Consider the following 22,413-nt stretch of genomic DNA (forward strand, 5'->3'; position numbering starts at 1 on the left):
TCAGAGATCGCCGGACGGAGGCGCCCGAGGTTCGGACGGGCCGTGTACGGCCCGCGTGACGACGGTGACGGGCGGCCGGGGGCGCAGCCACACCACCCGTGCCGGACCGGCGTGCCGGACCGTGGGCGGAGGCAGGCCGTGCCCCGCCTTGTACGGCGAGGCCGGGGGCAGGATCGCGCCGCTCGCCAGGGCCACGGCGACGCCGGGTTCGTGGCGTAGCCCGTGGTGCGCCTGGAGCGGCGCGTGGATGACGGTGAGCAGAACGAACAGAAGGGAGGCGACCGTACCGACGACCCTCTTCTGCAAACCGGACCCTAACCCTGAGGCGAATTGTTCGTTATTTTATCATCTGTCACCGTCGTTTCCCGGGCCGGGCGCCACGACATCAGGTACGCCCGCTGCCAGAGGATTTCGAGCGGCCCCCGCTCGAAGCGGCGCAGCCACAGCGTGGCCAGCGCCATGAACACCGCGCAGATGGCCGCCCAGGCGGCGACCGTCCACCACGGCCGCAGTCCCTCGAACCGCGTGGCCAGGCCGAGCCCCCAGCCGTAGCAGAGCACCGCCCCCGCCAGGTTCTGGAAGACGTAACAGCTCAGCGCAGTCCTGCCGACGGCCGTCAGCCCCCGGCGCATCCGGCCCTGAACGTCCCCCGCCCTGAGCGCGACCGTCGTCACCAGCCCCAGCAGGCCGAGCGCGACCAGCGGCGGCAGCAGGTAGCGGTCGACCAGGAACCAGCCCTCTCCGGAGAAGGCCGTCAGCAGGTTCAGCGGCGCGCCGACGCCGAGCCCGAGGACCATCAGCCTGCGCCGCAGGACGGCACCGCGTTCCGAGTCCTCGAAGACCCCCGCCCGCACCAGGCGGGAGCCGAGCAGGAACAGCACGACGCCCAGCGGGACGATGAACACGGCTTCGAAGCGGTAGGTGCCCATGTTGACGATCCTGGCGGTGACCTGGTCGAGGTAACCGCCCTCGGCGAACCGTCTCGACGGCGCGGCCCCTGAGGACAGACCGGCGACGCCGTACAGGAGGGCGAGGGTGACCAGGCCGATCACGGCGGTGAACACCGTCCCCGTCACGATCACCCAGGCCCTGACCACCCGGTCGCTCCTGCCGATGAGGAAGGCCACCAGGACCGAGACCACGGCGTAGCCCATGAGTACGTCGAACTCGAAGATCAGCACGTAGTGGAGCAGTCCCTCGACGAACAGCAGCGCCGCCCGCCACAGGTACCGGCCGGGCCAGGTGACGCCACGCCGTACGGCCGAGCGGTACTGCAGCTCCATGCCCACCCCGAACAGCAGGCTGAGCAGGGCCAGGAACTTGCCGTTGGCCAGGAAGTGCAGGAAGGTATCGGCCGCCCCGCTCCCGGAGAGGGCGTCCATGACCCCGGCCGGCCCCAGGGGGTCGGTGAAGATCCAGATGTTGGTGCCGAGCGTGCCCATGATGGCGATGCCCCTGAGCACGTCGAGCACGTCGATGCGTCGCGTCGTCACCCTTCAACGATCGCCGTCCTCGGCCCGCGGGACATCGTCGCGCGGACCCATCCGTCGGCTACATCGATCTATGTAGCCTCTCCCCCGCTGGGGCGATCTCTAGACCGACAAATCCAGATATGTCGCCCTTCAGAGGTGTTCGGCGAGGAACTCCGCCGTGGCCTCGACCGCCCGGGTGACGCAGGGCTCGACGTCGTAGAGGTCGGTGTGCCGCCGGGCGTCCACCCAGACGAGCCGCTTGGGCCCCTCCATCCGCCGGTAGACCTCCTCGGCGCCCTCCGGGGAGCTCATCCGGTCGATCACCCCGTGCACGACCAGGCCCGGCGTCGGGGCCAGGAAGTCGGCGCCGGTCATGTCGTCCACGGTGAGCAGCTCACCCAGGGAGGCCCTGGTGACCCGGTTGCGCCAGTGCGGGCAGGCGCCCCGCCTCGTGCCGTAGTAGTCGAACGGCTCCGGCCCCGGCATGGCCGCCTCGCCCTCCTGCGCCACGGCGGGCAGGTACTCCACCTCCCCGCCCCGGTCCTGACGCTCCATGACCTCGGCGTGGCGGGCCAGCGCCTCCCGGTAGCCCGCCCCCATCGTGGCGCGCGTGCCGTACGGATTGCCGTAGGACCCCGCGATGCCCGCGAAGGCCCCGACCCGGGGGTCGAGGGCGGCGAACCTGAGCGCGTAGCCCGCGCCGAGGCAGATCCCGACCGCTCCGATCCGGCCGCCGTCCGCCTCGGGACGCGAGCGCAGCAGCGAGACCGCGGCCCGCAGGTCGCGCAGCTTGCCCTGCGGATCCTCGTGCCCGCGCGGCGTGCCGCCCGACTCGCCCCAGTTGCGGTGGTCGAAGGCCAGCGTCACGTAGCCGGCCCCGGTCAGCGCCTCGGCGTAGCGGCCGGCGACCTGGCCGCGTGTCCCGGTGAACGGCCCGGTCAGCACCAGCGCCGGACGCGGCCCCGGCCCCTCGGGCACGCGCAGGTCACCGACGAGTGTGATCCCGTCGGCCTCGAACTCAACCCTCTCGCTCATGCCCCCAGACTGTACGGCTCCGCGAACGTCCCCGGCCCTCGGCCGTACGCGCCGAGAGCCGGGGACGACGGCTAGGAGTCGAACCCGAGACCCATCTTGTCCAGGGTGCGCAGCCAGAGGTTGCGACGGCCCTGGTGGAGGTCGGCCTGGGCGATCGACCAGCGGGTCATCTGGATCCCGGCGGAGCGGACCGGCTCCGGCGGGAACGGCAGCGGCTTCTCCCTGACCATCCGCAGCTCGGTCCGCTCGGTCGATTCGCCGCCGAGCAGGTCGAGCATGACGTTCGCCCCGAACCTGGTCGCGCCGACCCCCATGCCGGTGTATCCGGCGGCGTAGGCCAGGCGTCCGCCGTGCGCGGTTCCGTAGAAGGCGCTGAAACGGCTGCAGGTGTCGATGACGCCGCCCCACCGGTGGGTGAAGCGCAGCCCCGACAGCTGCGGGAAGGTCGTGAAGAAGTGCTCGGCCAGTTTGACGAAGGTCTCGTCGCGCTGTTCGTACTCCGGCTTGATCCTCCCGCCGTTGTAGTAGACCGCGTCGTAGCCGCCCCAGAGGATGCGGTTGTCCGAGGTCAGCCGGTAGTAGTGGAACTGGTTGGCCGAGTCTCCGACGCCCTGCCGGTTGTGCCAGCCGACCGATGCCAGCTGCTCCTCCGACAGGGGCTCGGTCATCAGCGCGTAGTCGTAGACCGGCACCAGGAAGTGCTTCAGCCTGCGCAGCAGTGGCTGGAACACTCCGGTGCCGAGCGCCACCTTCTCGGCCCTGACCGTGCCGTGCGGGGTGAGCAGCTCCATGTGCGTCCCGGTGTCCCGCATGTGCCTGACCGGCGTGCGCTCGTGGACGCGCACGCCCAGTGAGAGACAGGCCTGCCTGAGGCCCCAGGCCAGCCGGGCGGGGTCGAGCATGGCGCAGCCGTCACGCTCCCAGTGGCCTCCCACGTAGGTGGGCGAGTTCACCTCCGCCCTGACCTGGTCCTGGTCGAGGACGTCGAAACGGACACCCAGCTCCCTGGCGACCTCGACGCTCTGGTGCATCTCCGCGAGCTGCCACGGCTCGGTGGCCACGTGCAGCTCCCCGGTCCGCTCGTAGCCGCAGTCGATGCCGTACCTGGCGACCGTCTCGCCGAGCTCGTCGAGGTTGGTCAGTCCCATGTGTTCGAGGAGGGCGATCTCCTCCGGCCAGCGCTCAAGGCCGTTGGCGATGCCGTGGGTGAGCGTCGCCATGGCGAATCCGCCGTTACGACCGGACGCCGCCCAGCCGATCTTCTTTCCCTCCAGCAGGACGACGTCCAGCGACGGGTCCCGCTCCTTGGCCATCAGGGCCGTCCACAGCCCCGAGAAGCCACCGCCGACCACCGCGAGCCCGGCGGTCGTGTTTCCGAAGAGCCGCGGCAGCGGCTCGGGTTTCGCCGGACTGTCGAGCCAGTACGGCTTGCGCTCCGCGTCAGCAAGAGCCTTCAGCGGATCCACAAATCTCACTTCCCTACGGTGAGTCAAAGAGTCTTTGTGTGTGTCGCGGGGCCTTGGGGGCCACGCGCGGGTTCCCCCCGCCTGAGTCCGATCTCGCCTCCCTGTTCTCTGTCGAGGATCCTGATGCGCCTGAGCCCGTGCCACCGGCGGCGGCACGGGCTCAGGCGACGGTCAAGTGCGGCGGCGGGCGGTCACCGTGTTGACCACGGCGATCACGACGCCTACCGCGAATATAAGCGTTCCCAGGATGTTGACCTGCGGCGGGATGCCGATCCTGGTGGCCCCCCAGATCCACAGCGGGAAGGTCTCCATGGCCCCGCTGGTGAACTGGGTGATCACGAAGTCGTCGATGGACAGCGCGAAGGCCAGCAGCGCGCCGGAGACGACGCCGGGCAGGATCATCGGGAACGTCACCCGCCAGAAGGTGGTCCAGGTGGAGGCGCCCAGGTCCCTGGCCGCCTCCTCGACCGACCTGTCGAGCCCGATCACCCTGGCCCGCACGGTGATGGCCACGAACGACAGCGAGAACAGCACGTGCGCCACGACCACGGTCCAGAACCCGGTGTCCACCCCGGCGCTGACGAACAGCGACAGCAGCGAGGCGCCCATGACGAGCTCGGGTGAGGCGATCGCGGCGAACAGCACCAGGTTGGTCGCGCCCTGCCCGCGGAAACGGTGACGGCCGAGCGCCAGCCCCATGAGGGTGCCGATCACCGTGGTGATCAGCGTGGCGAGCAGGGCCACCTGCAGTGAGTTGCCCACGGCCCCGATCAGCTCGGGATAGTCGCCCAGCCTGCCCCACCACCTGAGCGTGAAGCCCTGCCAGGTGACGTTCGACTTGCTCGCGGTGTCGTTGAACCCGAAGACGATCATGACCACGATCGGCAGGAACAGCCAGGCGATGACCAGCCAGACGTAGCCCCACAGCAGCCGCTCGCCGAGCCTGACCCTGGGCACCCTGGACTTCGTGATCTCCGGTGCGCTCATCGGGCCGCCGCCTCCAGCACGTTCTCGGTGCCCAGCGCCCTGGCGTAGGCGAAGATGCCGACCAGCATCACCGCCATCAGCGTGAACGACAGCGCCGCCGCGGTCGGATAGTCGGCGTTGACGAGATACTCGGTCTGGATGATGTTGCCGATCATCGTGTTGGCCGGGCCGCCGAGGATCCCGGCGTTGACGTAGTCGGCGGTCATCGGGACGAACGTCATCAGCACCCCGGCGAAGACCCCGGGCAGCGAGAGCGGCAGCACGACCTTCGTGAAGGCCTGGCTCCTGGCCGCGTAGAGGTCCTGGGCCGCCTCGACCACCCGGGGGTCGATCCGTTCGAGCGCCACGTAGATCGGCAGGATCATGAACGGCAGGTAGTTGTAGACCAGGCCGCCGATCACCGCGACCGTGGTCTGCAGGACGTGGAAGTCCTGGGCCACCAGGCCCATCGCCTTCAACGGCGACAGCAGCAGGCCGTCGTCGGCCAGCAGGAACTTCCACGAGACCGTGCGCAGCACGAACGACACGAAGAACGGCAGCAGCACCAGCAGCAGGTAGGTGGACTTGCGGGAACCGCCCCTGAAGGCGATCCAGTACGCCACCGGATAGGCCATCGCGATGGAGACGGCCGTGCCCACGAGGCCGTACCCGACCGAGCGCAGGAACTGCGTCTGGTAGCGCGTCAGGGCGTCGCCGTACACGGAGAAGTCGAAGGTCTGCACGAAGCCGTTCAGGATGTCGCCCTCCTGGGTGGAGACCGAGGCCATGAAGACCATCGGCACCACCAGGAAGATCAGTAACCACAGACCGCCCGGCAGGATGAGCAGGTAGGGGGTGAGGCGCTTCACCGGGGCTCTCCGTCAGCCCTGGGTGATCGGCTGGAAGATGGACTCGAAGGTCTTCTCCTTGGCCCCGTCGAGGGTCACGTAGGAACGCAGCCTGGCCATGTCGGCGTCCGAGGGGTAGATCATCGGGCTGTTCGCCAGCTGTTCGAGCGCCGCCTTGTCCTCACCGGACTGCTTGGCCGCGTCGGCGAGGACCAGGTCCTTGGTCGCCGGGACCGGCGTGATGTAGTTGATGGCCTCGACCAGGGTCGTCGCGATCTTGGGCTGGTAGACGTAGTCCATGTACGTCAGCGCGTCCACCGGGTTCTGCGCGGTCCTGGGAATGCACATGTTGTCGGTCCAGATCGTGCCGCCCTCCTGGGGGACCACGAACTTGAGGTCCTTGCCCTCGGCGACCTGCTGGAAGATGTCGCCCGACCAGGCCATGGTGATCCACACGTCGCCCCTGGCGAGCGCGTCCACGTAGTCGTTCTCGTAGTACTTGCGCACCAGCCCCGCGTCGCGCTGCGCCTGGAGCCGCTCGGCCGCCTTGCGCCAGTCGGCCTCCGTCGAGGTGTCGGGGTCGATGCCCAGGGAGAACAGCCCGACGTTGGCGATCTCCTCGCTGTCGGTCATCATGCCGACCTTGCCCTTGTACTTGGGGTTCCAGAGGTCCTCGACGCTCTTGACCTCGTCGACGTACTTGGGGTTGTAGGCGATGCCGGTCAGCCCGACCGTCCACGGGATCGTGTGGGCGTTGCCCGGGTCCCACGTCGGGTTCTTGACCTTCTGCGCGGCGTTGGCGGCGAAGTTGGGCAGCTTGGAGTGGTCCAGCGGGGCCAGGTAGTCGAGCTGGATGGCCCGGCCGAGGTGGATGCCGTTGGTCAGCACCATCAGGTCGTGGCCGATGTCGTTGCCCGCGGCGAGCAGCGGCTGGATCTTGCCGAAGAAGGACGGGATCTCCTGGATGACCTCCTTGTAGGAGACCTTGATCCCGGTGTCGGCGGTGAACATCTCCAGCGACGGGTACCTCTTGCCGTCCTTGTCGATGTACAGCGGCCAGTTGGCGAACCGCATCGTCCCGTTGCGCTTCTTACCGGTCCAGAAGTCGGCGACCGCGTCCTTCTTCGGTGTGGTCACGGGCTTCTTGCCCTGGATGCCGCAACCGGCCAGGGCGAGCCCGGCGGCCGAGAGCCCGGCCAGACGCAGGGCGTCGCGGCGGGTGACCGAGCGGTTTTGCGTCAGGCCCCGCAGCAGGGCGGGGTTGGAGCGGGGGTCCATGGCTGTGGTCAACGTCAACTTCCGATCACGTACGAGTGGCGTGCCTGCCACGACAACCAGACGGCCTCGCCACGCTCGGCCGTGCTCGTGCTGTCGAGCGCGTTCTGCTGGAAGACGGTGATCTCGGCGCCGTCGGCGAGGCGCACCGTGTAGCTGTTGTAGAGCCCCAGGTAGACGACCTCGGAGACGGTGCCGCGCACCGCGCTGAGGTCGCCCTCCGGCTCCCCGGCGGAGATCGTGATCTTCTCCGGGCGCACGGTGACCGCGACGCGGTCCCCCGTGACGTGGGCGTCCCCCTCGACCAGGACGCGCCCTCCGTGTCCCGCCCGCAGGACGGCCCGCCCGGCGCCCGTCTCCTCGACGACGCCGTCGAGGAGGTTGGAGGTGCCGATGAAGCCGGCGACGAACGCGGTGGCCGGACGCTCGTAGATCTCGCGGGGCGGGGCGAGCTGCTCGACCAGGCCGTCGTTCATGACGGCGATGCGGTCGCTCATGGTGAGCGCCTCGCTCTGGTCGTGGGTGACGTAGACGAAGGTGATGCCGACCTCGCGCTGGATGCGCTTGAGCTCGATCTGCATGGCCTGGCGGAGCTTGAGGTCCAGCGCGCCGAGCGGCTCGTCGAGCAGGAGCGCGCGGGGGTTGTTGACCAGGGCGCGGGCCAGGGCGACGCGCTGCTGCTGGCCGCCGGACATCTCCCTGGGGCGGCGCTTCTCCCGCCCGGTGAGGTCGACGATCTCCAGCATCTCCCCGACGCGCCGTTTGATCTCGGCCTCGGCGACCTTCCTGCGCCGCAGGCCGAAGGCGACGTTCTCCCAGACGTTCATGTGCGGGAACAGCGCGTAGGACTGGAAGACCATGTTCACGTCGCGCCTGTTCGGCGGGACCCCGGTGACGTCCTGGCCGTGCAGCCTGACCGTGCCGCGCGAGGGGTCCTCGAACCCGGCGATCATCCGCATGGTCGTCGTCTTGCCGCAGCCCGAGGGCCCCAGGAGGGAGAAGAACTCGCCTCCGGCGATGCTCAGTGTGACCCCTTTGACCGCCTGGACGACCTCACCCTGGGCGAGGTACTCCTTGACGACTCCGGAGAGCTCGATGGCGGGCACCTGGGGGGAGGAGGGGGCGGCCGCAACCGCCCCCTCCTCTTCTGAGCCCGCCTGGATTTCGGTCATACCAGGCTTAATCTCTCTGTCTGCGGCTACTCGCCGATGTAGTGCATGACGTGCTTTACGCGAAGGTAGTCGTGAAGGCCGAAAACCGACAGGTCCTTACCGTATCCGGAGTGCTTGAACCCTCCGTGCGGCATCTCCGAGACGAACGGGATGTGGGTGTTGACCCACACGACGCCGAAGTCCAGCCTCCTGGAGACCCGCATCGCCCGGCCGTGGTCGGAGGTCCAGACCGAGCTGGACAGGCCGTACCTGACACCGTTGGCCTTGGCGACCGCGTCGGCCTCGTCGGAGAAGGTCTGCACCGTGATGACCGGGCCGAAGACCTCGTTCTGCACCATCTCGTCGTCCTGGCGCAGGCCGTCGACGACGGTCGGGGCGAAGAAGTAGCCCCGCTCGCCGACCCGCTCGCCGCCGGTCAGCACCTTGGCGTGCCCGGGGACGCGCTCAAGGAAGCCCGCGACCCGCTCCAGCTGGGCGGCGTTGTTGAGCGGGCCGTACAGGGCGTCCTCGACGGACAGGTCACCGGTGACGGTCGCGGCCGCGGCCTCGGTGAGCGCGGCGACGAAGGCGTCGTGGACGTCCTCCTGGACCAGCACCCGGCAGGCCGCGGTGCAGTCCTGACCCGCGTTGTACAGCCCGGCGGTCGCGATGGCCTCGGCGGCCGCCTTGAGGTCCTTGACGTCGTCGAAGACCACCACGGGGGCCTTGCCGCCCAGTTCGAGGTGGACGCGCTTGAGGTCGTCGGCCGCCGACCTGGCCACGGCCATGCCCGCGCCGACGGAGCCGGTGATCGCGACCATCTGGGCCGACGGGTGGCCGACGACCAGCGCGCCGGTCTCGCGGTCGCCGACGACGACGTTGAAGACGCCCTTCGGCAGGATCTCACCGATGATCTCGGCGAGCTTGACGGTGGAGACCGGGGTGGTGTCGGAGGGCTTGAGCACCACGGTGTTACCCGCGGCGAGCGCGGGGGCGATCTTCCACACCGCCATCATCAGCGGGTAGTTCCACGGCGTGACCTGGCCGACGACGCCGATCGGCTCGTGCCTGATCACGGAGGTGTGGTCGGCGAGGAACTCACCCGACGTCGGCCCCTCAAGCGTGCGCGCGGCGCCCGCGAAGAACCGGAAGTGGTCGGCGGCCACCGGGGTCTCGTCCTCGGCCATGCGGGCGAGCGGCTTGCCGGTGTTGCGGCACTCGGCCTCGTTCAGCTCATCCGCCCTGGCCTCGATCGCGTCGGCGACCTTCAGCAGCAGACCGGCGCGCTCACCCGGGGTGGTCTGGCTCCACGACTCGAAGGCGGCGGTCGCGGCGGCGTAGGCGGCGTCGACGTCCTCGGCTCCGGAGACCGGGGCCTGAAGATAGGCTTCCCCGGTGCAGGGGTCGATGACGTCGGAGAACCTGCCGCTTCTGGCGTCCACGAGCTCACCGTCGACGTAGTTGCGCAGCCGGGCGGATTCACGGTTCTCAACCGGGGTGGTCACCGTTGACCTCCTAGTTCTTTCGAGCTGAGTCGTCGAGACTCTTACAGAGGAGAAGACCCTCGACAAGGGATTTCGTTGTTAAGATATCAAATTGCTACGAAATCGCTTGACAGAGACGTAATAACTGACACGATGTCGCACCAGAGCCGCGAGAACACCGGCGACACACACGCATCAGGACGTCTCAGGGAGCGCGCATGACGACCCCGTCCAAGGCACGCCGCGAGAACGACGCCAGACCCGGCACCGTCGTCCTCGACGAGATCTCAAAGAAGATCATCGAGCAGTTACAGGCGGACGGGCGCAAGCCGTACGCGGCGATCGGCAAGGCGGTCGGCCTGTCCGAGGCCGCGGTGCGCCAGCGGGTCCAGCGCCTGATCGACGGCGGTGTCATGCAGATCGTCGCGGTCACCGACCCGCTGACCCTCGGCTTCTCCCGCCAGGCCCTGATCGGCATCAAGTGCGAGGGCGACCTGGAGGCGGTGGCCCAGGAGCTGTCTCTCATCGCCGAGCTCGACTACGTCGTGCTGACCGCGGGCGCGATGGACATCATGGTCGAGGCGGTCTGCGAGAGCGACCAGCACCTGCTGGAGATCCTGGGCAAGATCCGCGCCATTCCCGCGGTCCGCGGCACGGAGACGTTCGTCTTCCTCAAGCTCCACAAGCAGACCTACTCCTGGGGCACCCGCTGACCCCTTGGAGCGTTTCTCGGGAGGCCCACTACCCTTCTGGGACATTCCTTGGGGGACCCACCGGCCTCCTGGGGCGGCACGCTTTCTGTTAACTTTATTTCCTAATTGCTAGCGTTTCCCCCGCGACCACACGCGCGCCTCAGCGACGGAAACGGGTGATCACGAAAGTGGTACCAGGCATGCGGCTCTCCAAGGTGTTCTTCAGATACTCGCGACGCGGTCCGTGGGTGCTGCGGGACATCGACCTCACGCTACGGCCCGGCTCCGTCATCGAGGTCACCGGCAAGAACGGAGCCGGCAAGTCCACCCTGCTGCGCCTGCTGGCCGGGATCGTCCCGCCCTCCAAGGGCACCGTCGCCCAACGGCCCCGCGTCGTCGGCTACGCCCCCGACGTCTTCCCCATCGGCCAGCCGTTCACCGTCACCGCCTACCTGACCCACATGGCCGAGATCCGGGGGGTCTCCCCCGCCGCCATAGGACACCTCGCCGACCGGCTTGAGGCGACCCACCTGCTCGAACAGCCGCTCGGCGACCTGTCGAAGGGCAGCGCCCAGAAGATCGGGCTCATCCAGTCGCTGCTGGACCCGCCGGACCTGCTCATCCTGGACGAGCCCTTCGCCGGGCTCGACGCGCACACCCGGGGCGAACTGCCCGCCATGATCGGCGAGATCGCCGCGAACGGCGGGACGGTCGTGGTGAGCGACCACCAGAACCAGCTGGAGAACTTCCCCGGCGCCGACCACTGGCTTGTCGCGGGCGGTACGGTGACCACCCAGGCGGGAGAGCGCCCCAAGCAGGTCGTGATCGAGGTGCTCGTCGACGCCGCGGAGGCCGACGAGGTCGAGCAGAAGCTCCACGCCGACGGCTACACGACCAGGCGGGCCCTGTGACCCCCTCCGCGTCACGCCTTCCCGGCGTCAGGCAGATCACTCCCTACGGCGCCCTCCCCCATCCGAAGGCGGCCGCAACGCCCAGGAAGGCCAGATGATCCCCCTCGTCCGTTTCAAGCTGGCCGCCTACACCCGGTCGCACCGCCTGCTCCAGCCGGTGATCGCCCTGTTCGCGATGCTGGCGATCTTCTACTCGTCGCCGGGACCCGCCCTTGAGGGCTACAGCGACTCGGCCGCGCTGCTCATCGTCGTCTTCGCCTGGGCCGCCAGGAGCCTGCTCGACACCGAACCGCCGACCCAGCGGCTGATCTCGATGACGGCGGCGGGAAACCCCGGCCGGGAGGTCACCTCCGGCCTGGTCGCCGCCTTCGCCGTCAACCTCGGCCTGGCGGCGGTCGCGATCGTGGCCCCCCTGATCATCCGCTTCGGCGTCCTGCCCGCGCCGGGCGACCTGGCGCGCGGCGTCGGGCTCCACCTGCTCGGGGTGTGCGTCGGCACCGCGCTCGGCGCGCTCGCCAGCGCCCCGATCCTGCCCTCCCCCGCCACCTCCCTGGTGGCCCTGTTCGGCGGCTACACGGCCATGCTGCTGCTCAGCCTCACCCCGATCGGGTCCTTCCTGGTGCCGATCATGCCGTGGATGCGGGCGACCAACTCGGGCAGGCTCGACGAGGTCCTGCTCCCGATAGCCACCGCGACACTCCTGTGGTCCGCGGCGGGCGTGCTGGCCTACCTCAGACTGCGCCGCTCCCGCCCCTGACGGACGCCGCCCTTGGCCCGTGTCAAGGCGTGACGGCGAGGACCGGGTGCGGCGGGGGGCGCCGGGTGCGGGGACGGGCCGGTACGGCGGGCGGGGGGCCTGGCCGTAGGGCCTGGGGGGTTGCCTGGACTGTTCGGGGGCTACTCGGCGGCGGCGAGCTGGCCGCAGGCACCGTCGATCTCGCGGCCCCTGGTGTCGCGGACCGTCACCGGGACGCCGTGGAACTCCAGGCGGCGGACGAAGGCCTGCTCGTCCTCCGGGCGGGAGGCGGTCCACTTCGAGCCCGGGGTGGGGTTGAGCGGGATCAGGTTGACGTGCACGAGCTTGTTCCTGACCAGCTTGCCGAGCAGGTCGGCCCGCCACTCCTGATCGTTGATGTCCTTGATCAGGGCGTACTCGATCGAGACACGGCGCTTGGTCCTGGCCGCGTACTTCCAGGCGGCGTCGAGGACCTCGGCCACCTTCCAGCGGGTGTTGATCGGCACCAGGGTGTCGCGCAGTTCGTCGTCCGGGGCGTGCAGCGACAGCGCCAGCGTCACCGGCAGCCCCTCCTCGGCGAGCTTGCCGATCGCCGGGACCAGGCCGACGGTCGAGACCGTGACCCCGCGCGCCGAGATGCCCAGCCCCGAGGGGGCGGGCTCGACCAGCCTGTGCACGGCCCCGATCACGGCCTTGTAGTTGGCCAGCGGCTCGCCCATGCCCATGAAGACGACGTTGCTGATCCGGCCCGGCCCTCCCGGGACCTCGCCGGAGGCGAGAGCCCTGGCTCCCGCGACCACCTGCTCGACGATCTCGGCGGTGGACATGTTTCGGGTCAGGCCCGCCTGGCCCGTCGCGCAGAACGGGCAGTTCATCCCGCAGCCCGCCTGTGAGGAGACACAGATGGTCGTCCGGTCCGGGTAGCGCATCAGGACGGACTCGACCAGCGCGCCGTCGAACAGCCGCCACAGCGTCTTACGGGTCGTGCCCTTGTCGGTCGTCAGCTCCCTGACCGAGGTCAGCAGCTTCGGGAACAGCGCGGTGGCGAGCTTCTCCCTGGCCGCGGCGGGCAGGTCCGTCATGAGGGCCGGGTCGCCGTTGAGCTTCTCGAAGTAGTGCCGGGAGAGCTGGTCCGCGCGGAACGCCTTCTCACCGAGCTCCGTGACCGCGGCCTTGCGCTCGGCCATGGTCAGATCGGCCAGGTGACGGGCGGGCTTCGCCCTGCGGGGCGCCACGAAGGTGAGCTGGCCGGGGGCGGGAGTCCGGCTCTGGCTCTGGCTGGCAGTGGACACGGTGCAAAGCCTTCTCTCGACGGTTACGCGAATACTTCGGAAGCGATGCTCGCCCCTGATCTAGAGTCCGGAGGTATGGCGACAATCCGCTCCACGGGCGAGCGGGGAGACGACGTCGAGGTCGTGTTCACCGACGTCAATCCCTACGGGAGCCGCACCCTGGTGGTCGAACGCGACGAGACCTCCTCGGTAGCTTACCTGCGCGGGCCTCACGGCACGGTTCACGGAGCGGTGTGGCTGGCAAACCACGGCCGCGCCCCCGAGGCCTTCGACCCGTCCCGTCCCGAATCCGGGCTTCCCCCGGTGGCGCCCAGGGCGAACACCGGGCACCCCGACGGCAGGGCACCGCTGGGCAGGTTGCGGGCGCTGTGGTTCGAGGAGGGCGACGGCGTCGCCCTGTACGAGAACGACGAGTTGCTGGCGGTCATTCCTGGCTGGGCCGACATGAGCCGCGGCATGCCGGGCTACTCCTTCGACGCCGTCGGAGAGTTCCCGTTCGCCTGGTCGCTTGAGGAGGCCCTGGAGGGGCTGGCCCCCAGACTGGCCAGGGCCCGCGCCTACTGGGACTGGCGGACGGGTGAGGGAGCCTGGGCGACGTTCCAGCAGTTCGTGATGGGCCACCTGGACAGGACGGTGGGCACGGCGGGCAGGTTCTGGGACGCCGGAGGCGACCGGCTGCCGACGGTCGGCATCACGGAACGGCCCCCCGAGGGTCAACGCGAGTACACCGTCCTGTCCACGGTCGGAATGAGCTGCCAGCCGATGCCGACCGTCGAGCAGTACGTCGAACGGCCCCAGGCCCGCACCAGGATCGAACTCGCCGTCGCCACCCCCGGCGACCCGCGTGAGGCCGCCAGGCTCTTCCTGTGGCTTGCCCAGTATCCCTGGCACTCGGTCACCTGGCTGGGACACGGCCACACCGCCAGGTGGTACCACCGCCCCGAGACGTTTCCACTCGGCTCCCCCTACGGGGGCGTCATCATGCTGAGCGGCCTGCCCGGCCTGCCCGACCTGTCGGGTTTCGCCTTCGGCGGGGACGACGTCGAGTGGCTGTGGCTGGTCCCGATCACCGCCGAGGAGCTCGACCTGGTCGGCGAGGAGGGCCACCGGGCGCTCCTGCCCCGCCTCTCCTCCGCCCGGATCACCGGGACCTGAGGGCTCACACCAGCAGCGTCAGCAGCGCCCAGATCGGGATCAACGCGGCCAGCAGCGAGTCGAGGCGGTCCATCAGGCCACCGTGACCGGGCAGGACGCTGCCCATGTCCTTGACGCCGAGGTCCCGCTTGATCACCGACTCGACGAGGTCTCCCAGCGTGGCGAAGGCGACCGCGACCGCGCCGATCAGCACGCCCTTCCACACGGCGTCGCCGAGCAGCCACGCGACCAGCCAGCCGCCGACGGCCATGCAGGCCAGTGCGGAGCCTGCCAGCCCCTCCCAGGTCTTCTTCGGGCTGATCCGCGGCGACATCTTGTGCCTGCCGAACAGGATGCCCGCGAAGTAGCCGCCGATGTCGCTGGCGGCCGTGGTCGCGACGAAGACGACCACCCGGTCCGGCCCCTGGTCATCGGCGAGCAGAAGTCCGACGAACCCGGCCAGCAACGACGGGTAGACGGTCACCAGCAGGGTCGCGGAGATGTCGCGGACGTAGCCCTCCGTGCCCTGGAACATCCGCCAGATCATCAGCACGAGCACGGTCATCGCGAAGGCGCCGACGAGCCACGCGGGCCCGTCCCTGCCGCCCCAGTAGGCGCCGCAGACCATGATGGCCATCCCGGCCAGAACCGGGACCACCGGGACGTTGATGTCCCTGGCCGCGAACGACTTGACGAGCTCCGTCACGCCGATGCCCACCGCCGCGATCACCACGGCGAGAAAGAGCCACTCGACGAAATAGAGGGAGGCGATGATGACCGCTCCCAGACCGGCACCCACCGCGATCGCGACGGGGAGATTCCGGCCGGTACGGCTACCGCCCGTCGCAGGTTCCACGAGGCCCTACTCTCATGCGAAAAATCCTTGTCCCGCGCGGAAGGCCGGGCGGGACAAGGATCACAGGCTCAGACTTCGAGCAGCTCGGCTTCCTTGTGCTTGAGCAGCTCGTCGATCTTGGCGACGTGCCTCTGGGTGAGGTCGTCGAGCTCCTTCTCGGCGCGACGCACCTCGTCCTCGCCCGCGTCGCCGTCCTTGACCATCTTGTCGAGGGTCTCCTTGGCGTGACGGCGGATGTTGCGGACGGACACCCGGGACTGCTCCGCCTTGGTGCGGGCGACCTTGATGTACTCCTTGCGGCGCTCCTCGGAGAGCTCGGGGAAGGCCACCCGGATGACCTGACCGTCGTTGCCCGGGTTGACGCCGAGGTCGGAGTTGCGGATCGCCTTCTCGATCGCCGCCATCGAGCCCTTGTCGAAGGGCTGGATCACGACCATACGGGCCTCGGGGACGTGGAACGAGGCCAGCTGCTGAATGGGCGTGAGGGCGCCGTAGTACTCAGCGCTGATCTTGTTGAACATCGACGGGGTGACCCGGCCCGTGCGGATGCCGGCGAAGTCGTCCTTCGCCACGGCCACGGCCTTCTCCATCTTTTCTTCGGCTTCGAAGAGAGTTTCGTCAATCACAGCGGCTCCTGCCTTCTCGGTCACTCACCATTCCACACCCGCTTCGCGGAACGCCGTACCATCCGGAGGGGTCCCTCCATATGGCCGGTGCCGCCTTCCGCTCCGCTCACCGCGGTCAGGCTCGCTCCCCGTCTTCCGGGTCACCGACCCGACTCACTCACTTCACGGGAGACTCCTACGTCGCCCACCGCTCCGCTCGCTCCGTCAGGCTCGTTCCCTACCTCCAGGTCACTCACCCGACTCACTCACTTCACGGGAGACTCCTACGTCGCCCACCGCTCCGCTCGCTCCGTCAGGCTCGTTCCCTATTTCCCTGCCGGGCTCACCAGCGTGCCGATCTTCTCACCGCGTACGGCCCGCAGGATGTTGCCCTCGCCCATGAGGTCGAAGACCACGATGGGCAGGCCGTTGTCCATGCAGAGGCTGATGGCGGTGGCGTCCATGACACCGAGACCGCGGGTCAGCACCTCACCATATTCGAGGTGGTCGAACCTGACGGCGTCGGGGTTCTTCCTGGGGTCGGCGTCGTAGACGCCGTCCACCTGGGTTCCCTTGAGCAGTGCCTGGGCGCCGACCTCAAGCGCGCGCTGGGCGGCGCAGGTGTCGGTCGAGAAGAACGGCGAGCCGAGCCCGGCCCCGAAGATCACCACGCGCCCCTTCTCCAGGTGGCGGATGGCGCGACGGGGCAGGAAGGGCTCGGCGACCTGCTGCATGGTGATCGCCGTCTGAACGCGGGTGTCGATGCCGCGCTTCTCCAGGAAGTCCTGGAGGGCCAGGCAGTTGATGACCGTGCCGAGCATGCCCATGTAGTCGGCCCTGGCCCGGTCCATGCCGCGCTCGGACATCGCCGCGCCGCGGAACATGTTGCCGCCGCCGACCACGACCGAGACCTGGACGCCCTCGCGGACCGCCTCGGCGATCGAGTCGGCCAGCTGCCCGACGACGCGGGGGTCGATGCCCAGCGGCTCGCCCCCGGCGAACGCCTCACCGGAGAGCTTCAACATGACGCGTTTCCAGCGAAGCGGGCCCGCGTACGACGAAACCGCCGACGTAGCGGGGTCTGATTTCTCCTGCACGGCGGCGGCCTCCTCGTTGTTCTAACGCTCTGGTGAGAGAAGCTGGGTCAAGCCTAAGCCTGGCCCACCTTGTAGCGGACGAAGGCCTGGACCTGAACGCCGTTCTCGGTGGCGAACTTGCCGACGGACTTCTTGTTGTCCTTGACGAAAGCCTGCTCAAGCAGGGTGAAGTCCTTGTACCAGCCGTTGATGCGGCCGTCGACGATCTTGCCGATGGCGGCCTCGGGCTTGCCCTCCTCGCGGGTCATCTCCTCGAAGAGCGCGCGCTCCTTCTCGATGACGTCCGCGGGGACCGCGGCGGAGTCGAGGTACTTCGGAGCCATCGCGGCGGCGTGCTGCGCGATGTCCTTGGCGACCTCGGCGTTGGCCGTGTCGAGCTGGACCAGCACGCCGACCGCCGGGGGCAGCTGCGGGTCGGTCTTGTGCATGTAGGCGCCGATGAAGCCGCCCTCAAGGACCGCGAACCTACGGATCTCGATCTTCTCACCGAGCGCGGCGTTGGCCTCGTCCAGCTGCTCCTTGACGGACTTGCCACCGAGCTCGGAGTCGAGCAGGGCGGGCACGTCGGCCGGCTTGGTGGCCAGGATGTGCTCGACGACCTGGGCCGCGAGCTCCTGGAAGCGCTCGCCCTTGGCGACGAAGTCAGTCTCGCAGTTGAGCTCGAGCAGCGCGGCGGAGGAGTCGCCGTCCTGCTTGAGGGCGATCAGGCCGTTGGAGGCGGTGCGGGCCTCGCGCTTGCCGACGTCCTTGGCGCCCTTGAGACGCAGGAGCTCGACGGCGCGGTCGAAGTCGCCCTCGGACTCCTCAAGAGCCTTCTTGCAGTCCATCATGCCGGCGGCGGTCAGCTCACGAAGCCGCTTGACGTCGGCCATGTTCACGGAAGCCATTGTCTTCTTCCTCGTGGGAATCGTCGTGGATCGGGTGGGTGCCCCGCGCTGGCGCACCCACCCGTGAAAGAGCCTTGCGGGTCGTACGGCCGGGCCGTACGAGGTGGGCCTAGGCCTGCTTGTCGGCGTCCTCGGCGGCCGGGGCGGCGGCCTCGGCCTCGGCCTCGGTGGCCTCGGCGGTCTCGGTGACCTCAGCGGCCGGGGCGGCCTCGGTCGCGGCGGTGGCCTCGGCGCCCGCGAGCAGCTCCTGCTCCCACTCGGCCAGCGGCTCGGCGCCACCGGCGACGGCCGGCTTGTCGTCACCGCGGTTGGCGCCCGCGCGGGCCATGAGGCCGGCGGCGACGGCGTCGGCGACGACGCGGGTCAGCAGACCGACGGCGCGGATGGCGTCGTCGTTACCCGGGATCGGGTAGTCGACCTCGTCCGGGTCGCAGTTGGTGTCGAGGATCGCGACGACCGGGATGTTGAGCTTGCGGGCCTCGCTGATCCCGATGTGCTCCTTCTTGGTGTCCACGACCCACACCGCGCTGGGCACGCGGGACATGTCACGGATACCGCCGAGGGTGCGCTCCAGCTTCTCCTTCTCACGGCGGCGCATGAGGAGCTCCTTCTTGGTGAGCCCCGAGCCCGCGACGTTGTCGAAGTCGAGCTCCTCAAGCTCCTTCAGACGCTGGAGCCTCTTGTGCACGGTGGAGAAGTTGGTGAGCATGCCACCCAGCCAGCGCTGGTTGACGTACGGCATGCCGACGCGGGCGGCCTGCTCGGCGATGGCCTCCTGCGCCTGCTTCTTCGTGCCGATGAACATGATCGTGCCGCCGTGCGCGACGGTCTCCTTGACGAAGTCGTAGGCCCTGTCGATGTAGGACAGCGACTTCTGCAGGTCGATGATGTAGATGCCGTTGCGCTCGGTGAAGATGAAGCGCTTCATCTTCGGGTTCCAGCGACGGGTCTGGTGACCGAAGTGGACGCCGCTCTCAAGCAGCTGCCGCATGGTGACGACGGGGGTGGACATGTGATTGTCCTCCAGGTCGGAGCACCCATCTCTGGGCGCTGTTCTCGGTTGACGCGACGGTCCGCGACCGTCGCCCTGATGCTCCGAACCGCCTCCAGCCGGGTTCTCACCCGGACCGATGGATGTGGTTCCTGATGGGGCATGCGAAGTCGGCCCGTGAGACACAGGCCATCGAAAATTGTACCCTCAGCCGGGCATCCCGCTGACCTCGGCGCGTCGGCGGCCCCTCACGCGTCGCGGGGAAGGCCGTGCGGCCGCCGTACGGCCCTGGGGAAGAGGTTGACCTGTGCCTCGGCGACCCTGGCGTCCGCGGGGGCCTCGTCCCGGCTGCGCGCGGTGAGCCGGTAGGGGGCGAGCAGCTCGTCGATCCGCCGGTTGAGATCCCCCAGCTCCTCCGAGTCGACCAGCAGGATCGTGCGGGAGAACGCCGTCGCCTCAAGCCAGTGCCTGGGCTCCCGGTCCAGTGCCGCCAGCGCGCGGGCGGCCTCCTCGGCGGCCTGGTCGCGCATGACCTTGATCAGCAGGTCCTTGGCCGTTCGCACCTCGGGACCGTCCTCCGGCTTCCGGGTGACGGACATCCTCTTGGAGGAGCTGCGCCAGAGCCGTTCCCTGCCGTCGCCCCTGGGCGGCGCGTCCTCGGCGAAGCCGTACTTGGCGAGCATGCGCAGGTGGTAGCTGGCCGCGCTCGGGGTGATCCCGACGACCTCGGCGACCTCGGTCGCGGTGGCGGGCCCCTCGACCTGGAGCCGGTTCAGGATCGCCAGCCGCGCGGGGTGGGCGAGGGCGCGCATCGCCACGGGATCGGTGAGCGGCTCACGTTCCTGGGTCATGTGCAAACCGTACCCACCCTTCGATGTGAAGGATTGCCTTCACAATTATGAAGTACTACCTTCATAGTTGTGAAGCATTCCCTTCACACCTGCTCCCCGAAGGTGGTCCTCCGTGCTCCAGACCGTTCCGTTGCGCGCCCAACGCGACTACCGGTTGCTGCTGTCCTCCCGCGCCGTCTCCGAGATCGGCACCGAGATCTCCAAGCTGGCCGTGCCGCTGACCGCCGCCGCCCTGCTCGGCGCCTCCCCGATCCAGATGGGCCTGCTCACCGCCGCCTCCTCGCTGCCCTCCCTGATGTTCGGGCTGCAGGCGGGGGCCCTCGCCGACCGGCTCAGGAGGCACAGGCCGGTCATGGTCGCCTGCGAGGCGGCCTCCGCGATGGCCATGGCCACGATCCCTCTCGCCTGGTTCGCCGGGCTGCTGACGGTGCCGTGGCTGATCGCTGCGGCGTTCGTCGTCGGCACCGGCACCACGCTCTTCCGCGCGGCGAACTTCCCCCACCTGGCCGTGGTGGTCGACGAGAGGCAGCGGACCGAGGCGCTCGCGGGCCTGCACTCGGTCTTCTCCCTCGCCTCCGTCTGCGGCCCCGGCCTCGCCGGACTACTCGTCCAGTTGTTCACCGCGCCGTTCGCGATCGTCGCCGACGCGTTCTCCTTCCTGGCCTCGGCGTTCCTCGTCCGGTCGATCAGGACCCCCGAGGACCACACTCCGGCTCCCCCGCGCGGTCTGTGGGCCGAGATCAACGAGGGTCTGCGAACGGTCACCGGCAACCCCGTGCTCAGAACGCTCTGCGGCTGCGGGGTCGTCATCAACTTCTTCGGGGCCGCCTACACGGCGGTGTTCGTGATCTACGCGCTCGCCGAGCTTCACCTGCCCGCGGGGCTGATCGGCCTGCTCACCGCCAGCTTCGGTGTCGGCGGCCTGGCGGCCACGGCCCTCATCCCGCGCCTGACCGCGAAGTACGGCGAGCACCAGGTGATCGCGTGCGCCGTCATCGCCTTCCCGCTCGACTACGTGATCACGGCGACCGCCTCGGGGCCGACGTGGGCCGCCTTCCTGGCCCTGGCCGCCGGCGGGCTGGTCAGCGGCGCGGCCGTCATCGCCTTCTCCGTCTGCTTCGGCGCCGTGGTCCTGCGGGAGACCCCCGCCGGCCTGCGGGGCCGGGTCAACGCGACCAACACCTTCGCCGTCCAGGGCGTGCTGGCCCTCGGCGGCATCGCGGGCGGCCTGCTCGGTCAAGTGCTCGGGCTGCGCCCCGTCCTGTGGATCGGCGCGGCCGGGGTCGCGCTCACGATCCCGTGGATCTGGCTCTCCCCCCTCGGCCGTTCCTCCGCACCGCGAACACGATGACCCCGGTGACCAGCCAGACGAGCCCGGCGACCTTGGCGAGCGGAGCGGCCAGGATGATGATCCAGATCGCGACGAGGCCGCCCGCGACCGGCACGACCAGGTGCCGCCACAGGTCACGGCTCCCCCGGCGAACCCTGAAGTATCCGATCACCGAGCCGTGCAGCATCGTGAACGCCGCCAACGCCCCGATGTCCACGACCGAGACCAGCACGTCAAGACCGTCCGGCCTGCTCGCCGCCCAGACCGAGACGACCAGCGTCACCGCCCCCGCGCTGAGCAGCGCCGCCCGTGGCGTCCCGGAGCCCGCATCGACCGTCGAGAGCGCCCGGGGCAGGCCGCCGTCCCTGGCCATGCCGTACAGCAGCCGCCCGGCCGCGGCCACCGCGGTCATCGCGGCGAACGCGGGACCGACCGCCTTGGCCACCTTCATCAGGCCCGCCAGCCAGGGGGCGACCGACCGCTCGACCACGTCGTAGAAGGCCGTGCCCTGCGTGGCGGGGTCCGCGGCCAGCTCCGCCGGGCTCATCGGGGCCAGCAGGCCGGCCAGGAAGGTCTGCAGCACGAACAGCGCCCCCGCGACCCCCAGGCAGAGCAGTACCGCCCTGCCGACCTGGCGCGAGTCACCGGTCGTCTCCTCCGCGAACGAGGCGATGGCGTCGAACCCCAGAAAGGACAGCACCGCGACCGAGACGGCCCCGATCACCAGGGTGGTCGTGGTCCCGCCGACCCCGGTGAACGGCGACGCCCACGGCCTGACCGGTCCCTCGGCGACCAGCACGGCCACGGCCATCACCACGAAGATCACCAGCACCACGATCTCGGCCAGCAGCACGACCAGGCCGACCCGGGCGGCCAGCCGTACTCCCGAGACGTTGAGCGCGGTGGTCACGGCGAAGGCCAGCGCGGTGAAGGCCCAGGCGGGGACGGCGGGAAAGAGCGCGTGCAGCGCGATCCCGGAGAACAGGTAGGCCACGCTGGGGATGAGCAGGTAGTCGAGCATGATCAACCAGCCCGCGAGGAACCCGGCCGCCGGGCCGAGGCCCGCCGAGGCGTAGGCGAACACCGATCCGGCCCGCGGCACGACCCGTGACATCTCGGCGTACGACAGAGCGGTGAAGGCCATGGCCACCGTGGCGATGACGTAGACGAGCCCGACCGCCCCCGCGCTCCTCGCGTCGAGCACCCCGAACACGCCGACCGGGGCCAGCGGCCCGATGAACAGCAGTCCGTAGACGATCAGGTCCCGGACCGAGAGCGTACGGCGCAGCCTCGCCCGTGTCTCCACGCCATCCCCTCCCCCGCGCAGGATGCAC

22 protein-coding genes are annotated in these 22,413 nt (G+C 69.4%); 5 read left to right on the plus strand and 17 right to left on the minus strand.

Translation table 11 applies throughout. From position 1 onward, the window contains the following. From ACFOYY_RS25650 to ACFOYY_RS25690, 9 genes are all read right to left on the minus strand, one after another. On the minus strand, positions 1 to 306 hold the full coding sequence (locus tag ACFOYY_RS25650) for a hypothetical protein (protein ID WP_386192813.1): 306 nt from the start codon (positions 304 to 306) through the stop codon (positions 1 to 3). Positions 307 to 314: 8 nt separating this feature from the next. Beyond that, positions 315 to 1,493 carry a DUF418 domain-containing protein gene (locus tag ACFOYY_RS25655; protein ID WP_386192816.1) on the minus strand — a complete coding sequence of 393 codons (1,179 nt, stop codon included), beginning with the start codon at positions 1,491 to 1,493 and terminating at the stop codon, positions 315 to 317. 129 nt (positions 1,494 to 1,622) lie between these two features. Next, positions 1,623 to 2,507: an alpha/beta hydrolase gene (locus tag ACFOYY_RS25660; RefSeq protein WP_386192818.1), complete on the minus strand. Its 885-nt coding sequence runs from the start codon at positions 2,505 to 2,507 to the stop codon at positions 1,623 to 1,625. Between the two features lie 71 nt (positions 2,508 to 2,578). After that, positions 2,579 to 3,973, minus strand: coding sequence for an NAD(P)/FAD-dependent oxidoreductase (locus ACFOYY_RS25665; RefSeq protein WP_352010155.1), 1,395 nt, complete (start codon positions 3,971 to 3,973; stop codon positions 2,579 to 2,581). Between the two features lie 171 nt (positions 3,974 to 4,144). Next, on the minus strand, positions 4,145 to 4,960 hold the full coding sequence (locus ACFOYY_RS25670; protein WP_386192821.1) for an ABC transporter permease: 816 nt from the start codon (positions 4,958 to 4,960) through the stop codon (positions 4,145 to 4,147). Then, the gene (locus ACFOYY_RS25675; RefSeq protein ID WP_352009504.1) at positions 4,957 to 5,808 is read right to left on the minus strand and encodes an ABC transporter permease; all 852 of its coding nucleotides are present in this window, start codon (positions 5,806 to 5,808) and stop codon (positions 4,957 to 4,959) included. Before ACFOYY_RS25675 ends, ACFOYY_RS25670 begins: the two co-directional genes overlap by 4 nt. A gap of 12 nt (positions 5,809 to 5,820) precedes the next feature. Then, positions 5,821 to 7,065, minus strand: coding sequence for a polyamine ABC transporter substrate-binding protein (locus ACFOYY_RS25680; RefSeq protein ID WP_352010156.1), 1,245 nt, complete (start codon positions 7,063 to 7,065; stop codon positions 5,821 to 5,823). A 14-nt stretch (positions 7,066 to 7,079) separates the two neighbouring features. Beyond that, positions 7,080 to 8,234 (minus strand): ABC transporter ATP-binding protein, encoded by a 1,155-nt coding sequence (locus tag ACFOYY_RS25685; protein WP_352009505.1) that lies wholly within the window; start codon positions 8,232 to 8,234, stop codon positions 7,080 to 7,082. 26 nt (positions 8,235 to 8,260) lie between these two features. Further along, entirely contained in the window at positions 8,261 to 9,718 is a 1,458-nt protein-coding gene (locus ACFOYY_RS25690) for a gamma-aminobutyraldehyde dehydrogenase (RefSeq protein ID WP_386192824.1), read from the minus strand. 197 nt (positions 9,719 to 9,915) lie between these two features. On the opposite strand from ACFOYY_RS25690, the gene ACFOYY_RS25695 reads away from it, so the two are divergent. The 3 genes from ACFOYY_RS25695 (at position 9,916) to ACFOYY_RS25705 (ending at position 12,057) form a co-directional block, all read left to right on the plus strand. Continuing rightward, positions 9,916 to 10,410 (plus strand): Lrp/AsnC family transcriptional regulator, encoded by a 495-nt coding sequence (locus ACFOYY_RS25695; protein WP_352009507.1) that lies wholly within the window; start codon positions 9,916 to 9,918, stop codon positions 10,408 to 10,410. 179 nt (positions 10,411 to 10,589) lie between these two features. After that, positions 10,590 to 11,300: an ABC transporter ATP-binding protein gene (locus ACFOYY_RS25700; protein WP_386192828.1), complete on the plus strand. Its 711-nt coding sequence runs from the start codon at positions 10,590 to 10,592 to the stop codon at positions 11,298 to 11,300. Between the two features lie 94 nt (positions 11,301 to 11,394). Then, positions 11,395 to 12,057 (plus strand): hypothetical protein, encoded by a 663-nt coding sequence (locus ACFOYY_RS25705; RefSeq protein WP_352009509.1) that lies wholly within the window; start codon positions 11,395 to 11,397, stop codon positions 12,055 to 12,057. A 140-nt stretch (positions 12,058 to 12,197) separates the two neighbouring features. Here the strand turns inward: ACFOYY_RS25705 and rlmN are convergent, their stop codons facing one another. Then, a complete protein-coding gene (gene rlmN, locus ACFOYY_RS25710; protein WP_386192832.1) occupies positions 12,198 to 13,328 on the minus strand; it encodes a 23S rRNA (adenine(2503)-C(2))-methyltransferase RlmN in 1,131 nt (376 codons plus the stop codon). Positions 13,329 to 13,403: 75 nt separating this feature from the next. Between rlmN and ACFOYY_RS25715 the strand changes: the two genes are divergently transcribed. Continuing rightward, positions 13,404 to 14,483 carry a suppressor of fused domain protein gene (locus tag ACFOYY_RS25715; RefSeq protein WP_352009511.1) on the plus strand — a complete coding sequence of 360 codons (1,080 nt, stop codon included), beginning with the start codon at positions 13,404 to 13,406 and terminating at the stop codon, positions 14,481 to 14,483. A 4-nt stretch (positions 14,484 to 14,487) separates the two neighbouring features. On the opposite strand, the gene ACFOYY_RS25720 is transcribed toward ACFOYY_RS25715, so the two are convergent. From ACFOYY_RS25720 to ACFOYY_RS25745, 6 genes are all read right to left on the minus strand, one after another. Then, a complete protein-coding gene (locus tag ACFOYY_RS25720; protein ID WP_352009512.1) occupies positions 14,488 to 15,318 on the minus strand; it encodes a phosphatidate cytidylyltransferase in 831 nt (276 codons plus the stop codon). Between the two features lie 68 nt (positions 15,319 to 15,386). Further along, the gene (gene frr / locus ACFOYY_RS25725) at positions 15,387 to 15,944 is read right to left on the minus strand and encodes a ribosome recycling factor (protein ID WP_352009513.1); all 558 of its coding nucleotides are present in this window, start codon (positions 15,942 to 15,944) and stop codon (positions 15,387 to 15,389) included. Positions 15,945 to 16,249: 305 nt separating this feature from the next. Continuing rightward, complete coding sequence (gene pyrH, locus ACFOYY_RS25730; protein WP_386192836.1) at positions 16,250 to 16,948, minus strand: UMP kinase; 699 nt, start codon at positions 16,946 to 16,948, stop codon at positions 16,250 to 16,252. 125 nt (positions 16,949 to 17,073) lie between these two features. Next, positions 17,074 to 17,907, minus strand: a complete 834-nt coding sequence (gene tsf, locus ACFOYY_RS25735) for a translation elongation factor Ts (RefSeq protein ID WP_352009515.1) — start codon at positions 17,905 to 17,907, stop codon at positions 17,074 to 17,076. Positions 17,908 to 18,016: 109 nt separating this feature from the next. Next, positions 18,017 to 18,919, minus strand: coding sequence for a 30S ribosomal protein S2 (gene rpsB / locus ACFOYY_RS25740; protein WP_352009516.1), 903 nt, complete (start codon positions 18,917 to 18,919; stop codon positions 18,017 to 18,019). A 227-nt stretch (positions 18,920 to 19,146) separates the two neighbouring features. Then, on the minus strand, positions 19,147 to 19,749 hold the full coding sequence (locus ACFOYY_RS25745; RefSeq protein ID WP_352009517.1) for an ArsR/SmtB family transcription factor: 603 nt from the start codon (positions 19,747 to 19,749) through the stop codon (positions 19,147 to 19,149). Between the two features lie 112 nt (positions 19,750 to 19,861). On the opposite strand from ACFOYY_RS25745, the gene ACFOYY_RS25750 reads away from it, so the two are divergent. Next, positions 19,862 to 21,100 carry an MFS transporter gene (locus ACFOYY_RS25750; RefSeq protein ID WP_386192841.1) on the plus strand — a complete coding sequence of 413 codons (1,239 nt, stop codon included), beginning with the start codon at positions 19,862 to 19,864 and terminating at the stop codon, positions 21,098 to 21,100. On the opposite strand, the gene ACFOYY_RS25755 is transcribed toward ACFOYY_RS25750, so the two are convergent. Continuing rightward, on the minus strand, positions 21,039 to 22,385 hold the full coding sequence (locus ACFOYY_RS25755) for an APC family permease (protein ID WP_386192844.1): 1,347 nt from the start codon (positions 22,383 to 22,385) through the stop codon (positions 21,039 to 21,041). The genes ACFOYY_RS25750 and ACFOYY_RS25755 overlap by 62 nt on opposite strands. Positions 22,386 to 22,413: the final 28 nt, after the last annotated feature.

Source organism: Streptosporangium jomthongense (assembly GCF_042650425.1).
In the GTDB taxonomy this organism is placed as follows: Bacteria; Actinomycetota; Actinomycetes; order Streptosporangiales; family Streptosporangiaceae; genus Streptosporangium.

Bases quoted from the DNA above. Each gene is read 5' to 3' on its own strand.
- ACFOYY_RS25745 (WP_352009517.1), bottom strand. From the start codon at position 19,749: ATGACCCAGGAACGTGAGCCGCTCACCGATCCCGTGGCGATGCGCGCC.
- ACFOYY_RS25660 (WP_386192818.1), bottom strand. From the start codon at position 2,507: ATGAGCGAGAGGGTTGAGTTCGAGGCCGACGGGATCACACTCGTCGGT.
- tsf (WP_352009515.1), bottom strand. From the start codon at position 17,907: ATGGCTTCCGTGAACATGGCCGACGTCAAGCGGCTTCGTGAGCTGACC.
- ACFOYY_RS25680 (WP_352010156.1), bottom strand. From the start codon at position 7,065: ATGGACCCCCGCTCCAACCCCGCCCTGCTGCGGGGCCTGACGCAAAAC.
- ACFOYY_RS25705 (WP_352009509.1), top strand. From the start codon at position 11,395: ATGATCCCCCTCGTCCGTTTCAAGCTGGCCGCCTACACCCGGTCGCAC.
- ACFOYY_RS25715 (WP_352009511.1), top strand. From the start codon at position 13,404: ATGGCGACAATCCGCTCCACGGGCGAGCGGGGAGACGACGTCGAGGTC.
- ACFOYY_RS25685 (WP_352009505.1), bottom strand. From the start codon at position 8,234: ATGACCGAAATCCAGGCGGGCTCAGAAGAGGAGGGGGCGGTTGCGGCC.
- pyrH (WP_386192836.1), bottom strand. From the start codon at position 16,948: ATGTTGAAGCTCTCCGGTGAGGCGTTCGCCGGGGGCGAGCCGCTGGGC.
- rpsB (WP_352009516.1), bottom strand. From the start codon at position 18,919: ATGTCCACCCCCGTCGTCACCATGCGGCAGCTGCTTGAGAGCGGCGTC.
- ACFOYY_RS25700 (WP_386192828.1), top strand. From the start codon at position 10,590: ATGCGGCTCTCCAAGGTGTTCTTCAGATACTCGCGACGCGGTCCGTGG.
- ACFOYY_RS25695 (WP_352009507.1), top strand. From the start codon at position 9,916: ATGACGACCCCGTCCAAGGCACGCCGCGAGAACGACGCCAGACCCGGC.
- ACFOYY_RS25670 (WP_386192821.1), bottom strand. From the start codon at position 4,960: ATGAGCGCACCGGAGATCACGAAGTCCAGGGTGCCCAGGGTCAGGCTC.